The sequence below is a fragment of the Solwaraspora sp. WMMB335 genome (assembly GCF_049179075.1).
Taxonomy (GTDB): domain Bacteria; phylum Actinomycetota; class Actinomycetes; order Mycobacteriales; family Micromonosporaceae; genus Micromonospora_E.
Map to the genome: position 1 here is coordinate 4,963,406 of NZ_JBMHMF010000001.1, position 16,380 is coordinate 4,979,785.

12 protein-coding genes and 1 pseudogene are annotated in these 16,380 nt (G+C 72.9%); 7 read left to right on the plus strand and 6 right to left on the minus strand.

Features of this window, described 5'->3' with window-relative positions; translation table 11 throughout:
- Nucleotides 1-13: 13 nt before the first annotated feature.
- Entirely contained in the window at nucleotides 14-2,248 is a 2,235-nt protein-coding gene (locus tag ACN27F_RS21485; RefSeq protein WP_421436182.1) for a DEAD/DEAH box helicase, read from the plus strand.
- Between the two features lie 29 nt (nucleotides 2,249-2,277).
- Here ACN27F_RS21485 and ACN27F_RS21490 read toward each other — a convergent pair whose 3' ends face one another.
- Nucleotides 2,278-3,255, minus strand: coding sequence for an NlpC/P60 family protein (locus ACN27F_RS21490; RefSeq protein ID WP_421436183.1), 978 nt, complete (start codon nucleotides 3,253-3,255; stop codon nucleotides 2,278-2,280).
- A 153-nt stretch (nucleotides 3,256-3,408) separates the two neighbouring features.
- Here ACN27F_RS21490 and ACN27F_RS21495 point away from each other — a divergent pair, with 153 nt between their 5' ends.
- Nucleotides 3,409-4,314 (plus strand): hypothetical protein, encoded by a 906-nt coding sequence (locus ACN27F_RS21495; RefSeq protein WP_421436185.1) that lies wholly within the window; start codon nucleotides 3,409-3,411, stop codon nucleotides 4,312-4,314.
- On the opposite strand, the gene ACN27F_RS21500 is transcribed toward ACN27F_RS21495, so the two are convergent.
- From ACN27F_RS21500 to ACN27F_RS21515, 4 genes are all read right to left on the minus strand, one after another.
- On the minus strand, nucleotides 4,301-5,485 hold the full coding sequence (locus tag ACN27F_RS21500; RefSeq protein ID WP_421436186.1) for a class I SAM-dependent methyltransferase: 1,185 nt from the start codon (nucleotides 5,483-5,485) through the stop codon (nucleotides 4,301-4,303). The two genes, ACN27F_RS21495 and ACN27F_RS21500, sit on opposite strands and share 14 nt — an antisense overlap.
- A gap of 69 nt (nucleotides 5,486-5,554) precedes the next feature.
- Complete coding sequence (locus ACN27F_RS21505) at nucleotides 5,555-7,285, minus strand: DEAD/DEAH box helicase (RefSeq protein ID WP_421436188.1); 1,731 nt, start codon at nucleotides 7,283-7,285, stop codon at nucleotides 5,555-5,557.
- Between the two features lie 564 nt (nucleotides 7,286-7,849).
- Nucleotides 7,850-8,074, minus strand: a complete 225-nt coding sequence (locus ACN27F_RS21510) for a DUF3107 domain-containing protein (protein ID WP_421436189.1) — start codon at nucleotides 8,072-8,074, stop codon at nucleotides 7,850-7,852.
- A gap of 69 nt (nucleotides 8,075-8,143) precedes the next feature.
- Nucleotides 8,144-8,782, minus strand: a complete 639-nt coding sequence (locus tag ACN27F_RS21515; RefSeq protein WP_421436192.1) for a TetR/AcrR family transcriptional regulator — start codon at nucleotides 8,780-8,782, stop codon at nucleotides 8,144-8,146.
- A gap of 1,853 nt (nucleotides 8,783-10,635) precedes the next feature.
- Here ACN27F_RS21515 and ACN27F_RS21520 point away from each other — a divergent pair.
- The 3 genes and pseudogenes from ACN27F_RS21520 to ACN27F_RS21530 all read left to right on the plus strand — a co-directional run.
- Nucleotides 10,636-11,949, plus strand: a pseudogene (locus ACN27F_RS21520) (hypothetical protein); the annotation flags it as partial.
- A 168-nt stretch (nucleotides 11,950-12,117) separates the two neighbouring features.
- On the plus strand, nucleotides 12,118-12,915 hold the full coding sequence (locus tag ACN27F_RS21525; protein WP_421436195.1) for a DUF3152 domain-containing protein: 798 nt from the start codon (nucleotides 12,118-12,120) through the stop codon (nucleotides 12,913-12,915).
- A gap of 386 nt (nucleotides 12,916-13,301) precedes the next feature.
- Nucleotides 13,302-14,132 carry a DUF3152 domain-containing protein gene (locus ACN27F_RS21530; RefSeq protein ID WP_421436196.1) on the plus strand — a complete coding sequence of 277 codons (831 nt, stop codon included), beginning with the start codon at nucleotides 13,302-13,304 and terminating at the stop codon, nucleotides 14,130-14,132.
- A gap of 80 nt (nucleotides 14,133-14,212) precedes the next feature.
- Here ACN27F_RS21530 and ACN27F_RS21535 read toward each other — a convergent pair whose 3' ends face one another.
- Entirely contained in the window at nucleotides 14,213-14,326 is a 114-nt protein-coding gene (locus ACN27F_RS21535) for an MYXO-CTERM sorting domain-containing protein (RefSeq protein WP_421436198.1), read from the minus strand.
- On the opposite strand from ACN27F_RS21535, the gene moeZ reads away from it, so the two are divergent.
- Both moeZ and ACN27F_RS21545 read left to right on the plus strand, forming a co-directional pair.
- Complete coding sequence (moeZ, locus tag ACN27F_RS21540; RefSeq protein ID WP_421436200.1) at nucleotides 14,286-15,446, plus strand: adenylyltransferase/sulfurtransferase MoeZ; 1,161 nt, start codon at nucleotides 14,286-14,288, stop codon at nucleotides 15,444-15,446. The two genes, ACN27F_RS21535 and moeZ, sit on opposite strands and share 41 nt — an antisense overlap.
- A 103-nt stretch (nucleotides 15,447-15,549) precedes the next feature.
- On the plus strand, nucleotides 15,550-16,329 hold the full coding sequence (locus ACN27F_RS21545) for a prenyltransferase/squalene oxidase repeat-containing protein (RefSeq protein WP_421436203.1): 780 nt from the start codon (nucleotides 15,550-15,552) through the stop codon (nucleotides 16,327-16,329).
- Nucleotides 16,330-16,380 lie beyond the last annotated feature (51 nt).

Below are 16,380 nucleotides of genomic sequence, written 5' to 3' on the forward strand. Positions count from 1 at the left end.
TACCGTCCTCGGCATGACGGGCAGACTCGTACCGGCGGCTGCAGGAGACCGGGCGGCAGTGCGCCAGCGGGCCGAGGCAATGCTGCACCGCCTCGCCGGGCCGCACGCGCGGTTGCGCGACGACCAGTGGCGGGCGATCGAGGCGCTGGTCGTCGACCGGCGCCCGGTGCTGTGCGTGCAGCGCACCGGATGGGGCAAGTCCGCCGTCTACTTCGTCGCCACCGCCCTGCTGCGCGCCACCGACCAGCCGCGCGCCACCGACCAGCCCGGTGCCACCGACGGTGACCGGGCCGGGCCGACGGTGATCGTCTCGCCGCTGCTCGCCCTGATGCGCAACCAGGTGTCGGCGGCCGGACGGGCCGGCATCCGGGCCCGCACCATCAACTCCGCGAATCTCGACGAGTGGGCGGAGATCACCGCCGAGATCCGGGCCGGCACGGTCGACGTACTGCTGATCAGCCCGGAACGGCTCAACAACCCGGACTTCCGCGACAACGTGCTGCCCAGCCTGGCCGCCACCACCGGCCTGCTGGTCATCGACGAGGCGCACTGCGTGTCGGACTGGGGGCACGACTTCCGCCCCGACTACCGCCGGATCCGTACCTTCCTGCGCGAACTGCGGGCCGGCACCCCGGTGCTCGCCACCACCGCCACCGCCAACGCCCGGGTCACCGCCGACGTCGCCGAGCAACTCGACGCCGGTGGCACGCTCGGCGACACCCTGGTGCTGCGCGGCCCGCTGGACCGGCAGTCGCTGCGGCTCGCCGTCATCGATCTGCCCGGTGCGGCGTACCGGCTGGGTTGGCTCGCCGACCACCTCGACACCCTCACCGGCTCGGGCATCGTCTACACCCTCACCGTCGCAGCGGCGGCGGAGACCGCAGAGTTCCTGCGCTCGCGCGGCTACCCGGTGGCCGCGTACACCGGTCAGACCGACGACGCGCAGCGCCGCGCGGCCGAGCAGGACCTGCTCGACAACAAGATCAAGGCGCTGGTGGCGACCTCGGCGCTCGGCATGGGGTTCGACAAGCCCGACCTCGGCTTCGTGGTGCACCTGGGCGCCCCACCGTCGCCGATCGCCTACTACCAGCAGGTGGGCCGGGCCGGCCGGGCGCTCGACGGCGACCGGTTCGCCGACGTGGTCCTGCTGCCAGGTGCCGAGGACCAGGCCATCTGGCGCTACTTCGCCTCGCTCGCCTTTCCCCGCGAGGAGCAGGTGCGTACGGTGCTGGAGGCCCTCGGGCGCGCCGACCGGACGCTGTCCACCCAGGCGCTGGAACCGATCGTCGACCTACGCCGCGCGCGCCTGGAACTGATGCTCAAGGTCCTGGACGTGGACGGGGCGGTCCGCCGGGTGCGCGGCGGCTGGGTCGCGACCGGCGAGCCCTGGCACTACGACGCGCCCCGGCTGCGCCGGGTCGCCGAGGCGCGCACCGCGGAGCAGGAGATCATGCGCGAGTACGCCGGGACCGCCAGCGTGGTCGGACGCCCAGGATGCCGGATGGAGTTCCTCCGCCGCTGCCTGGACGATCCGCAGGCCGCCGCCTGTGGCCGCTGCGACCGGTGCGTCGGCGGCTGGCTGTCCACCGAGGTGAGCACCGAAGCGTTGCGGGCCGCCGAGGCTTTCCTCGGCCGCCCCGGGGTGGAAATCGTGCCCAAGAAGCTCTGGCCGACCGGTCTGGAAGCAGCCGGGGTGCCGTTGCGCGGCAAGATCGGCCCAGGCGAGCAGGCGCTGGCCGGTCGGGCCGTCGGTCGCCTGTCCGACCTGGGCTGGGGCGGCCGGCTGCGGGCACTGCTCGGACCCGGGCAGCCGGACACCGCGTTGCCGGACGACCTGGCCACGGCGGTGATCGACGTGCTGGCCGACTGGGCGCGCGGTGGCCAGCCCTGGCCGGCGCGACCGGTCGGGGTGGTCGCGGTCGCCTCCCGCACCCGCCCTGAACTGGTCGCCAGCACGGCGCGACGGATCGCCGAGGTCGGCCGGCTGCCGCTGCTCGGTGCGGTCGAACCGGTGGGGTCGGTGCCGCCGTCCGGCGGCCGGGGCAACAGCGCGCAGCGGGTACGCGCCCTGCACGACGCCTTCGTCGTGCCGTCGGAGTTGGCCACGGCGCTGCCGGGGCTGTCGGGTCCGGTGCTGCTCGTCGACGACCTGGTCGACTCCGGCTGGACGCTCACCCTGGTGGCCCGCCAGCTGCGTCTCGCCGGTGCCCCGGCCGTGCTGCCGTTCGCGCTGGCCGTGGCGGGCTGATCCGGCGCCGGCCAGCCCGGCCAGCCCGGTCAGCCCGGCCGGCCGTAGCCGCGGATCGGCTGGTAGTCGATCCGTTCGATCTGCACGAGCTCGCCGTGCCGTGGCGCGTGGATCATCTTGCCGGACCCGATGTAGATCCCGACGTGTTGCACGTTGCTGTAGAAGAAGACGAGGTCACCGGGACGCAGCTGGTCGCGGCCGATCCGGGTCACGACGCCGAACTGCCGGCGGGCGTTGTGCGGCAGCCGTACCCCGGCCTTCGCCCACGCCGCCGAGGTCAGCCCGGAACAGTCGTACGAGTACGGGCCGGCGGATCCCCACCGGTACGGCTTGCCCAACTGGGCGTGCGCGAAGGCGACCGCGGTGGCGGCCGGACCGGTGGCGGATCCCAGTTGCCCGGAGTCCGGGTCGCCGGCCGGGCTGCGGCTGGCAGCCGCCGCACCCGCCCGGTTCAGCAGTGCCTGCTGGCGGTTACGCAGCTCGGTCAGGTGCCGGATCTCGCTCTCGATCTGCTGCCGCTTGGCGGCGAGATGCTGCTCCTGCAGTTGCTGCTGCTCCAGCAGGGCAGCCGCCGCCTGGCGGGCGGACTCGCTGCGCTGGCGGGCGTCACGCAGGCCGGCGATGGTCCGGTTCTGGTCCCGGTTGATCACGTCGGCGATCAGTAGCTGATCCACGAAGTGCTCGGCGGACGCCGCCGACAGCAGGGTGACCACCGGCCGGTTGCCGTTCACCCGGTACGTGCTGGCGACGAGGTGGCCGACCTGGTCGCGGTGGGCGGCGAGTTGCCGGTCCAGTTCGGTGATCGTGTCGGCGAGCCGGCTGGCGCGTTCCCGGTTCGCCCGCAGATCCACCCGGATCTCGTTGAACTGCTCGACCACCGCTTCCAACTGGTGGGACGCCTGGTCGATCCGCCGGTTCAGTTCGGCGATGGATGCCTGCGCCTGAGCTGGAACCGGCAGCAACGCGGCGGCCACAGCGGAGGCGAGCAGGGTCGTCTTGCCTACCAAGCTGTTAACGGTCACGGAGAGTACAACGACTCAGAGTTACGAAGGACACGGCCAGCCACCCGACCTGCCCGGGCGGGTCGGTCGGCAGCTACCGTCAGCAGGTCAGCAGCCTGGCGCTGCCGGCGACGGAACAGGCGACAGGGAGGTCGGCAGGTGACGGATACGGGCACGTTGCGGCTGGCCACGCTGGTCGGTGCGGTGGTGCTCGCCCTGCTCGCCGGGTTCGCCCTCGGCCGCGCCGTCACCGCACCGACCAACATCGGTACGCGAAGCGCCGCCGAGGTCGACGACCACCTGCACCCGCCCGGGACCGAGCCGCACCTGCACGGCGGCGGCGTGAACGGCGGAGCCGGACAGGTGGCCGGCCTGTCGGTCAGCGACACCGGATACACCCTTGTCCCACAGCGCACCCAGTTGCCCGCCGGCACGCAGGTCGACCTGCGGTTCCAGATCGTCGACTCCGATCAGCGGCCGGTCACCGCCTTCGAGGTGGTACACGACAAGCCGATGCACGTGATCGTCGTACGGCGCGATCTGACCGGCTATCAGCACCTGCACCCGCAGATGTCGGCGGACGGCACCTGGACCCTGCCGTTGCTGCTCGCCGACGCCGGGACCTGGCGGCTCTACACCGACTTCACCATCCGAGACACCAGCGGCCAGTCGCTCGCCCTGACCCTCGGCGTCGATCTGGTCGTCGCCGGGCACTACCAGCCGGGGGAGCTGCCCGCCGCGGCCGGCGCCGCGCGGGTGGACGACTTCACCGTGACCATGCGGGGGGTGCCGCAGCAGGGGGCGGTGGCCCCGCTGCTGTTCGAGGTGGCGCGCGACGGCCAGCCGACACCGCGGCTCGAGCCGTACCTCGGTGCGTACGGGCACCTGGTCGCGGTGCGCGCCGGTGACCTCGGCTACCTGCACGTACATCCGGAGGCCGAGCTGGTCGGCGGTGCGATCAAGTTCTGGCTGGCGGTGCCCAGCTCGGGTGACTACCGGCTGTTCCTGGACTTTCAGGTGGCCGGTGAGGTGCGCACCGCGGAATTCACCGTCACGATCCGCTGACCATCGGCAGCCGCGCTGCGGCTCGGGCCCGGTCCAGCAGAGTCTGCAGCCGCGGCGTCACCGACCACTGGTCGACCAGTTCGGCGTACGCCCGTCGGTGCGCCTGCCGGTCGGTGACTCCGCCCCGGCGGGCCCGCAGCAGCAGGTTGCGTGGGGTGTGCTGGGAGTCGATGAACTCGACCACGTCCACCCGGTAGCCGTACGTCCGCAGCAGCGTGGCCCGCAGCGTGTCGGTGAGTACGTCGGCGAAGCGTTCCCGCAGGATCCCGGCGGAGACCAGCGGCCCGTACGGTGCCGGCGGCTGTCCCCGGCGCAGTTGGACGGCGATGTCGTGGTGGCAGCACGGCGCGGCCAGCACCCAGCGTGCCTGCCAGGCGACCGCCCGGGCGAGGGCCTCGTCGGTCGCCGTGTCGCAGGCGTGCAGCGCCAGCACCAGATCCGGCGGCGGATCGACCGGTGCCTGCGCGATGGTGCCGGCCACGAACCGCACCTCGTCGGCGCAGCCGAGTTCGGCGGCCAGCGCGGTGTTGCGCCGGCGCTGGTCGTCGCGTACGTCCACCCCGACGACCAACGGTCGCGCTCCACGGTCGTGTAGGTAGCGGTAGGCCGCGAAGGTCAGATAGGCGTTGCCGCAGCCGAGATCCACCACGCGCAGCGGACCGTCGGGCAACGGGTCCGGCAGGGTGGCGGCCAGCGCCCGTAGGAAGGCATCGACCTGGCGGCGTTTCGCGGCGCTGGCGCCGATCGCGGTGAACAGCGGATCGTCCGGGGCGAGCAGGTACTGTTTGGCCCGGTCATGTCCGGCCGGTGTGCCGGCGGCCCGGTCGGCCGGCGCACGGTGCAGCTGGGCGGCACCCTTCTTGGTCACCCGCAGCTGCACGGTGGCGTCGGCCGTCTCGACGTGCCAGTTGCCGAACGGCTCGGCGAGTAGTTCGTCCACCGCGTCCTCGGCGCGGCGGCCGAGCGGCACGTTGCGGGTCGCCGGCCGGGCCCCGTCGCTGGTGACGATCTGCAGGTGGGTGCCGGTGCCCAGGGCGACGAGCCGCAATTCGGCCCGGGTGACCACCGGCGGTGCGCCGCGGCGGCGACCGGCCGCGACCGCCCGGGTCAGCCCGGGACTGAGCAGCAACGACCGGATGTCGGCGAGGGCGTCGGTGAGGGACTGTGGCATGGCGGTCATGATCCGGGGCCCGGTCGGCCGGTGTCCGCGCCACCCCTGCCGGACCCCGATGTCACCCGATCAGCTTTCGCCGCTGTCGCTGCGGCCGCCGGACCGACGGCGTCGGCGACGGCGGGCCGTGCCACCGGCGGCGCCACCTGCGGTCGCACCCGCCCCGCCAGCCGAATCGTTGGCCGCGCCTGCGATGCCGCCATCACCCGCTGGCGCGTCGCCGGTGCCGGTCGACGGATCGCCGCTGACGACGCGCCCACCCCGACGTCGACGGCGCGGCTGGCGGGACTGGCCGCCGGCCGCCGGGGCGGGCTGCGCGGCGCCCGCTTCGGCGGCCGGCCCACCTGACGCGCTTTGCTCCGGCCCGCCGGCTTGCGTACCGGCATCCTGCGGTTTGCCGGAACGGGTCCGTGACCGTTGCCGCGAGCGGCCGTCCGAACGTTCGGGCCGCCGCCCGTCGCTGCGGCGTCGCCCGTCGCGGGCCCGCCCGCCGAGGTCCTCCTCGACCTCCGCGGCGAGCCCGGCGCGGGTGCGCTCGGCGCTAGGGAGCGTGCCGGAGATATCCTGGGAGATGTCCAGGTCGGAGTAGAGGTGGCCGGAGGTGTGGTACGTCTCCGGCGGCTCCGGCATCTCCAGACCGAGGGTCTTGTCGATGATCCGCCACCGGGTCATGTCCTCCCAGTCGACGAAGGTGACCGCGACGCCGGTGGCACCCGCTCGGCCGGTGCGCCCGATCCGGTGCGTGTAGGCGTCCTGATCTTCGGGACAGTCGTAGTTGATGACGTGGGTGACGCCGGAGACGTCCAGGCCCCTGGCGGCGACGTCGGTGGCGACCAAGATGTCGATTTTGCCGGTACGGAAGGCGCGCAGGGCGCGCTCTCGGGCCCCCTGGCCGAGATCGCCGTGCACGGCGGCGACCGCGAAACCGCGGAAGTCCAGGTCCTCGGCCACCCGGTCGGCGGCCCGCTTGGTCCGCGTGAAGATCATGGTCAAGCTGCGATCCTCGGCCTGCAGGATCCGGGCCACGATCTCGATCTTGTTCATCGGGTGGGTGCGGTAGACGAGCTGCCGGGTCAACGGCGGCGTGCCCGTCTCGACGGTGTGCCCGGCGTGGATCGTGACCGGCTGGCGCAGGAACCGCCGGGACAGCGCGACGATCGGATCCGGCATGGTGGCCGAGAACAGCATCGTCTGGCGGTCCTCCGGCAGCATGGCCAGGATCCGTTCGACGTCGTCGAGGAAACCGAGGTCGAGCATGCGGTCGGCCTCGTCGAGCACCAGTGCCCGGATCCGGTCCAGCCGCAGCTTCTTCTGCTTCGCCAGGTCCATCAGCCGGCCGGGGGTGCCGACCAGGATCTCCACCCCGGCGCGCAGCGTCTCGATCTGCGTCTCGTACGCGACGCCGCCATAGATGGGCAGCACCCGCACGCCGCGGGTGCTGCCTGCGGCGGCGAGGTCCTTGGCGACCTGCAGGCCCAGTTCGCGGGTGGGTACCACGACGAGAGCCTGCGGCACGCCGTCGGCGCCCTCGGCCGGAGCGAAGACCCGGTCGACGAGCGGTACGCCGAAGCCGAGCGTCTTGCCCGTTCCGGTCGGCGCCTGGCCGATCAGGTCACTGCCGCGCAGCGCGATCGGCAGGGCGTACTCCTGGATCGCGAAGGCGTGCCTGATACCGACGTCGGCCAGCGCGGCGACCGTTTCGGCGCGGGCGCCGAGATCGGCGAAGGTCGGGCTGTCCGGCCGCACCGGCGGCCGTTTCGCCGGTTCGTCACCGGCGTTGTGTTCAGTGATGTCAGTCATCGGGTGTCGGGGGTGCCCTCTCGTGGTGCGCCCCGGTGATGCCGTGCGGGCGCGATATCGGTCTGGCGCCGCTTTGGCGCGCTCTGTGTCAGGCGCCGAGCCGGCGCCGCTTTGTGCGTTCGGCGCCGCTTTGGCGCGGCCTTGTGCGTTCGGCGCCGGTACGGCGCGGGCGCTGCGCGGCGCGGAGTCTGTGCGTCGCCCACGGGCTGCCGGAACAGGACGCCAACTGACGACGCTGGCCAGGTGCCTGGCCACACGCGATCGACAGGTCGCGGGCCGCACACGCGCCGCGAACCCGGCTCGAGCAGACTCGACGGCCGCAGCATTTCCGACCATGGTAACCGACAAGCTGCGTCGACGTGACCGACATCGGTGGCTGCCGGTACGACTGGGCCGGCTGACCGTGATGTGGATCACGTGAGTAAGGGTCGGCGGCGGCTGTGACATCGCCGGACAAACGCCGACCACACGCATCCAGGCGGCGGAGCGACTACCGGCTCGGACGAGCCGGTACGGAGAGGGCAGGCTGCTCAGCCGACGCAGGACCGGCAGCCCACGATCCGGTCAGCGGACGGTGAATCCGACCGCCCGGGGGGCGGCTTCGGCGATCTCGACGTAGGCCACCTTGTCGACCGGCACGATGACCCGCCGGCCCCGCTCGTCGGTCAGGGAGAGGGTGCCCTCGGACGCGATGGCCTGGGTCACGATCTGCTCGATCTCTGCCGGCGTCTGGGCACTTTCCAGGACGAGCTCACGCGCGGCGTACTGCACGCCGATCTTGACCTCCACGGGGTCCCCTCCTTGAGGTGGGCGAAAACAACGCCAACGCGAAGGTTAGCCGATGGACGCTGACCGCGTTCAGGATGCCTCGCCCTGTAGTGGGAAACCGGCGATCCCGCGCCACGACAGCGCGGCGAGTAGCGTCTCGGCCTCGGACTTGGGCACCTGGCGGCCTCCGGCGAGCCAGAACTGGGCGGCCGTCTCCGCCGCGCCCACCAGGCCGGAGGCGAGCAACTCGGCCCTGGAGCGGCTCACCCCGGTATCCGAGATGATGGTGTCGGTGATCGCCGCGATGCACTCCTGCTCGACGCGTTCGACCCGCTCACGTACGGCCGGTTCGTTGCGCAGGTCCGAGTCGAACACCAGCCGGAAGGCGCCGCTCTCCTCGTCGACGAAGTCGAAGTACGCCTGCACGGCGCCGCTGACCCGTTCCTTGTTCTCGGTGGTGGCCGCCATCGCCGCGGCCACTTTGGCGATGATGGCGTCGCAATGCGTGTCGAGTAGCGCCAGATACAACTCCAATTTGCCCGGAAAATGCTGATAAAGCACTGGCTTGGAGACCCCGGCGCGTTCCGCGATGTCATCCATTGCCGCCGCGTGGTAACCCTGCGCCACGAAAACCTCCTGGGCGGCGGCGAGCAGCTGCTTGCGACGCGCAGAGCGCGGCAGCCGCGCCGGCCGGCCGGCCATCTGTGCGCCGCTCGACGCAGCGGTCATGTCGAACCTCCCGGGTGTGCTGGGGACTCTGATCGGCGTACGAACGAAAACGATCAGTGCATATCACCTGGCCAGTTAATTAGCCCGACGTTGCAACTTATCGCCACTGTCAGCACACGGTAGCCTCAGCGGGGGCGACCGAGGAGCGCACGGTGGACGAATCAGGTGAACCCCGCGGGGCCGTCCCGGGGCGAGACGATGGCGGAGCGGATCCGCGGGGCCGTCGTGACCAGGCAACGGACGACTGGTCGCGATGGCCGGGCCGGCCTGCCACCGGGCCGGACGCTGATCGGCCGGGCGAGGCGTGGACATCGCGTGACACGCCGGTCAGCGGCCCGGACGGTGCCACCTGGGCCGACCCGTCCGACCCGTCATCGCGGTACGCGGACGTACTGCCGTTCACCCGCACGCCGCGCAGCGCCGGCACGGCACCGCGCGGCTACCGAATGGTCGACGCCGGCCGGACGGCCGCCGAAGCCGCCCAGTTCCCCGCCGATCCCGGCGTGGCCCGCGAGCGGGCTGTTCCCGATCCGCCGCCGGACCGGCTCGTTCTGGATTCGCCTCCGGACCGGCGTGTTCCCGATATGGCCCGCGAGCGGACGATCGTGCCGACTCCCCGGCCGGCCCCGGCGGGGGAGTCGGCGTCCCGTGACCCCGAGGCCGCCACCGGACCCGGTGCCGGGGGGTCCGCCGCGCGCGATGCCGGCGGCGAGTACGACCACCGACGGCGCGACGACACCCGGCCGATGGCGACCCCGGTCAACCCGCCGCCCCGTTGGCAGGACACCGCCCGCGCGGTGCCGTCCGCTCCACTGCGGCCGGTGCCGGTGCCGGTCGCCTCGGCGGCACCGGTTTCGCCGGCCACGCCGCGCCAGGCGCGGCCCGGCACCCAGCCCGGTTTCCAGGCGCCCGTCGTCGGCCGGCCGGCGCCGGAGCGCGCCGCAACCACCGGACCACCCACGGCCAGGGACGGCGGGCCGGTGTCACGTACCGGTGGCCAGACCGGACTCGACGGCGATGCCGCCGGCGGCGGTACCGACCCGATCGGGGACGCCGCCGACGATCCGGTCGGCGCGACCGGCACTCCGTTGGGCGCGACCGCGCCGGTCAGCGACCCGGCCGGCGGCGCCCAGCCGCCGGATCTTTCGGCCGCTGGTCCGGGCGACGGAGACGAGCCGCCGCTGCCGCCGGAGCCCTACCCGTCCTGGAGGCAGCGATCGGCGCCTGACCGACAGGCCGCGGACGATTGGTCCGGCCGGGGTGCTGTCGCTGGCGAGTGGTCGGCGTCGGGTTCCTCGGGCGAGTGGCCCCGACCGGGCGCGACCGGCGAGTGGCCCCGACCAGGTACGACCGGCGAGTGGCGTCGTCCCGGGGCGGGCGCCGACGAACACGCCTGGTCGTACGGGCAGAGCTGGGCGCCGGCGGAGCCGCAACGGTGGGAGAGCACCGGCAGGCCGGACTGGTCCGAGGCTCAGTCGACGGCGGCCCAAGGCGACCACGAGCCATGGATCGCCGAGCCCGCCAGCGCCCCGCCGGTGCGAGTGGAACGCGCGGCTGATCCGGTCGAACCGCCCGGATGGTCGGCAAGTAACCGGGACGACGGCGACTGGCCCGGCCAGCCGCGGTCGTGGTCGACGGACGACGGTCCCGCCGCCCCGGCGTCAGGACCGGGTTCGGGACCGGGCCCAGAATCACCGTGGACGCCGTCGGAGCGCGCGGCCGGGCGCGAGGACCTCCCGACCCGGCGCGACGAGTTTCCGGCGGTCCGTGACGAAGTCCCGTGGCGGGCGGACCGGCCGACCGACCTCGGCCAGACCGCCGACTACCGGTCGGCCGCGGGTCCGCCGCGTTACGAACCGGAGGCGGCCCCGGGTCCGGAGCCCGGACCGGGCGAGGAACTGATGCCACGGCGGCGAGCCACCGCACGCCGACCGTCCGAAGACCCGGCCGAGGAACCACCCGCCGTCACCCCGGCGACATCGGCCGGTGAACCACCGCCACCGCCGCCACCACCACTGCCACCGCCACCGACGGTGTCCGCCGACCTTTCCACGCCGATCGCCGCAGCGGCACTCGATGCCCTGCCGCAGCGGGTCCCCGCCGATCCGGACGTGCCGACCGTGCCACAGCCGGCTCTCGTCGAACCGTCGGCGGAAACGCCGGAACTCGCGCGGATCGCGTCGCATCTGCGTCGTGGCGACATCGCCGCCCAGCCGCAGGAGCGGCCGGAAGGTTTCGACGTCAACGCGATCCTCGCCGCGGTGCGTGGCGTGGGCGGCGTGCGTGACGCCTCGTTGCGTACCACCGACGCCGGAGCGCACAGCCTCCGGCTGGATCTCGCGGAGGGGGCCGACCCGGCCGAGGTGAGCCGGATCGTCGCCCGGCTCCTGCAGGAACGGATGGGACTGGCGGCGGCGCCGCAGAACCTGTCGGGCGTGGACCAGCAGACGGCCGCGTTGCCGGCCCTGCCGGCAGACGTGGGGCAACCGGAGCGGCCTGCCGGAGCGCCCGGCTGGTCGCCGCCGGGCGTCACCAACTGGTCGCCGCCGAGGTCGCCTGCCTGGTCGCCACCGGGCGTACCCGGCTGGTCGCCGCCCGACCCGGCGGACGTACCGCGCCGCCGGCGTCAGACCCCACGGGCGCGGCCAGAGCCGGACGCCCCGACGACCGGCGTGCCCTGCCCCTCGGGCACCGCCGGCCCGGACAGCGGCACCGGTCCACAGAGCGGGCCGCCACGTCCGCTGAATCCCGGCGGGCGGCCCGGCCCACGGGTGGTCCTCGACCATGTGCAGGTCAGCACCTTCGGGGTGGACGCCACCGTCGAGGTGCGGCTGACCGCAGGAGGGCTGACCGCGTCCGGCGTGTCGACCGGTCCGGCACTCGACGGGTACGTGTTGCGGCTGTGCGCGGCGGCTGCCGCCTCGGCGATCGAGGACCTGCTCACCGGTCCGGCCGGCGCACCCGACCGGGGTCGCTGCTTCGTCGAGCACGCGGCGGTGGTCCCGATGGGGGGTTGCGAGGTCGCGGTGGTCGTGGTGCTGCTCGCCTGCGGCGGCTGGGTGGAACAACTCGCCGGGTCGGCCCTGGTCTCCGGGGACCCTCGACAAGCTGTGGTACGGGCCACGCTCGCGGCGGTCAACCGCAGGTTGGACGCGTTGCTCGCCTGAGCAGGGGGTCCACCTCCGGCCGCTGGTGTGGCAATCTGTTCAGCGATGTCTGTCACCAGCAGCGGCCCGACGAGATCCGCCCGCACGTCTCGGGCTCGCGCCGCGGCGGCACACCGCCGTCGTCGGCGGCGGGCTCCACGCTCGCGCTGGCAGCAGCTGCGTTGGCCGGTGCTGAGCGCGTTGACGGTGACGGCGATCGGGCTGGCGGCGATCGGTTTCGCGCTGCCCCGCCTCGACGCGCCGGCGGGCCGCGACGCACTGGCCGCGCCGGCTACCCGTCCGCAGCCCGAGCCGACCGGCGTCGCGACGACGGCGCAACCGTCGACGCCCCTGCCCACCACCGCGCCCCCGCAGCCGGTGTTCCAGTTGGCCGGCCCGGTGCCCTCGGCGGGCAGCGGCGAGTTCGCCTTCGGCACCGTGCAGGGCGAGATCGCCGGCCGGTCCGGCACCCTGCGCCGCTACCGCATCGCCGTGGAGAAGGGCGCCGACGAGGACGTCGACGAGTTCGGTGACGCGGTGGAAGCGACGCTGTCCGATCCGCGTAGCTGGATCGGTGGCAACCAGCTGCGCCTGCAGCGAGTCCCCGACCAGGCCGGCCACGACTTCACCATCTATCTGGCCACGCCGCAGACCGCGGCCCAGCTGTGCCAGTCGGTGTACGTGGACATCCGCATCGACGGTGAGCCGTACACCTCGTGCCGTGGCGTCGGCAAGGTGATCATCAACCTGGCCCGCTGGCGTCGTTCCGTGGAGCACTTCGTCAGCGCGCAGGTGCCACTGGACCTGTACCGGGAGTACGTGATCAACCACGAGGTCGGCCACGAACTCGGGTACGGTCACGAGCGTTGTCCGGGTAGCGGCGAACCGGCGCCGGTGATGATGCAGCAGACGCTCTTCCTCAACGAGTGCGTGGCCAACGCGTGGCCGTACCTGGACGGTGAGCGGTACGCGGGTCCGGCAGTCTGACCTGGCCCGGTACCGGATCGTCCCGGGGATACGGGCCAAAAGGGTAGATTGCAGGGTTTAATCGGTTGGCTCCGCGCGTCTACGCGGTTCGGTGACGCGGTCATGACAGCCTGTGCCTGTCAGGCCACGAAAGCCACGCCGGTCCGCCCCCCGCCGTGCATCTGCTCCGATCGGCGTGGACGGGCGAGGTACGCCATGAGGGGCGGGCCGCAGTGCGGGATGTGCAACCGGGCGCCGGCCGGTGGGATCGGCCGCGCGCACCACGTCGGACACGTGCACCACGTCAAACGAGAACTGTCCGGCCGGTCGGGCAACTGTCACCGCGCGATCGCCGGCTGCGTCGGCTGTCCCGCCGACGTCGGCGCGCTGGTGTGCTAGCGCTGGTCATGGCCGCTGCCGTACTGATCGGGGCGGACCTGGTGCACGCCGGGGCGGGCGCGGTCGGCCGGGTGCCGACTGCGGTGCGGGAACCGGGACCGGGCGGCGGCGCGTCGTCCGCCGGCGCCGACGCCGAGCCCGACCGGCTGCCACCGGTCCTGCGACCGCAGCCGGAACAGCCGGTCGACACACCCGAGCCGGCCCCGCCGCCGGACACCGGGTCCGGCGGGCCGGACGGGCCGGACGGGCCGCCGGCGCCGCCGGTGACCTATCCGCAGACGGGTCCCGGTACGTTCGCGTTCCTCACCGGCGCGGGTCCGGTGCTCGGTTGGGCCGGTGAGCTGCGCCGGTTCCGCGTCGCGGTGGAGGACGGGATCAGCCTGCGTCCCGACGAGTTCGCGGCGGTCGTCGACGCGACCCTCGGCGACGACCGCAGTTGGGTCGCCGGGCGCCAGTTCCGGCTGCAGCGGGTGCCGCGTACCGCCGCCGCCGAGTTCACCATCTACCTGGCCACGCCCGGAACATCCGAGCAGATGTGCGCGCTCGGCGGCCTGGTCACCGAGAAGTACACCTCATGCCGGCTGCCCGGACAGGTCATCATCAACATGGATCGCTGGATGCGGGCGGTGCCGGACTACGGCGCCCCGCTGGCCGTCTACCGCGCCTATGCGATCAACCACGAGGTAGGCCACCAGTTCGGCATGGGCCACGAACTCTGCCCGGCGCCGGGACGACCCGCGCCGGTGATGCAGCAGCAGACGTACGGGCTGCAGGGCTGCCAGGCCAACGGCTGGCCGTACGTCGACGGAAAGCGCTACACCGGACCACCGATGCCGTGACCGCGACCGGTGACCGGCCATCCGCGACCCGTCATCCGTGACCGGGGCTATTCCCGGATCCCGGATCGCGGGCGGTGTCGCTACTCATGGCCGAGCCGGCGGCGAGCGAGCAACAATAGCGCAGCCAACATTGCCGATCCCGGGGAGTTCACCGTGTCGTTGCCCCCGCTCGTCGAACCCGCCGCCGAGCTCACCGTCGATGAGATCCGCCGCTACTCGCGGCACCTCATCATCCCGGATGTCGGCGTCGACGGCCAGAAACGCCTCAAGAACGCCAAGGTCCTCTGCGTCGGTGCCGGCGGCCTCGGCTCGCCCGCCCTGATGTACCTGGCCGCCGCGGGTGTCGGCACGCTCGGCATCGTCGACTTCGACACCGTCGACGAGTCGAACCTGCAACGCCAGATCATCCACGGCCAGTCCGACATCGGCCGGTCCAAGGCCGAGTCGGCCGCGTCGTCGGTCCGGGAGATCAACCCGTACGTCAACATCCAGCTGCACGACGTGTCGCTGGACAACGACAACGTCTTCGACATCTTCGGCCAGTACGACCTGATCCTCGACGGCACCGACAACTTCGCCACCCGTTACCTGGTCAACGACGCCTGCGTGCTGCTCGGCAAGCCGTACGTGTGGGGTTCGATCTACCGGTTCGACGGGCAGGTCAGCGTCTTCTGGGACCAGCACGGCCCGAACTACCGTGACCTCTACCCGGAGCCGCCGCCGCCCGGGATGGTGCCGTCCTGCGCCGAGGGCGGCGTGCTCGGTGTGCTGTGCGCCTCGATCGGCTCGATCATGGTGACCGAGGCGATCAAGCTGATCACCGGCATCGGTGACCCGCTGCTCGGCCGGCTGATGGTCTACGACGCGCTGGAAATGACGTACCGGACCATCAAGATCCGCAAGGACCCGAACGCCGAGCCGATCACCGGTTTGATCGACTACGAGGACTTCTGCGGCGCCGTCTCGACCGAGGCCGAGGAGGCGGTGGTCGACTCCACGATCACCGCCCGGGAGCTGAAGGAGTGGCAGGACGCCGGCAAGGACGTGTTCCTGGTCGACGTGCGCGAGCCGGCCGAGTACGAGATCGTCAAGATCCCCGGCTCGACGCTGATCCCCAAGGGAGAGTTCATCAGCGGCGAAGCGCTGGCGAAGCTGCCGCAGGGCCGGCAGATCGTGCTGCACTGCAAGTCGGGCGTACGGTCGGCCGAAGCGCTCGCCGCGGTCAAGGCCGCTGGGTTCAAGGACGCCGTGCACGTCCAGGGCGGGGTGCTGTCCTGGGTCAAGCAGATCGACCCCTCGCTGCCCAGCTACTGACCGGGCCACCCGGGGATCTGGGTCGCCCAGGTCCCCGGCCGGCCAGTTGACCTTGACTGAGTTACCGAAGCGGGATTCGCGACCCGCCGGTAGCCTTTCGTCCGTGGTCGATATGGATGCCGCCATCGGATTCGTCGTGGCACACGGCGACACCGTGGACCGGGCCCGCCTGTCCTGGTTGCGCACCGGCGCCGCCCCACAGTCGGACGTGCTCGCCAGCGCCGAGGTCGGGCAGGCGCCGGACGGCGGCTGGCCCGCCTTCTGGGCCGGTGACGTCGCTTCGGTCGACGCCACCTGCTTCCGGCTCGCCGAGCTCGACGACCTCGGCGCGCTCGACCGGCCGGCCGCCCGCAAGGCCCTCGACTGGCTGGTCGCCCGGCAGCGGCCGGACGGCAGCTGGGAAGAGGACGAGAGCCTCGCCGGCGAGGCACCCGACTGGGCCCGACCCGGCGACCCGGAAGCCACCTACTACCTGACCGCCAGCGCCGGCTACTGGCTGAGCGTCGCCGACGCCGGCCACGAGGAGGCCGCCCAGGCCGCCGCCCGCCACCTCGGCGAGCAGATGCGCCCGGACGGCACCTGGCCGTCGTACCTGGTGGCCGGCTGGCTGGCGGCGGCGACCCTCTACCGGCGGACCCTGTTCTACGAATCGGCCCGGATGCAGGTGGTGCTCAACGAGCGGCTGCCCGGCATGGCCCCCGGCGACGTGGCGCAACTCGCGGCGGCGCTGCGCCGCGCCGGCCTCGCCGACGACGACTGGCTGCTGGTCAACGCCCGGCAACGGTTGACCGCCACCCAACGCAGCGACGGCGGCTGGGACAGCGACGCGGGCGACGCCTTCGAGGTGCACGTCGCCCTGGCCGCCATCCGCGCCTGCCGGTAGCCGGGCCGGCGGCCAGAGCGCGGCGCCGGCGTCTGGCGCCGGCACGCCGGC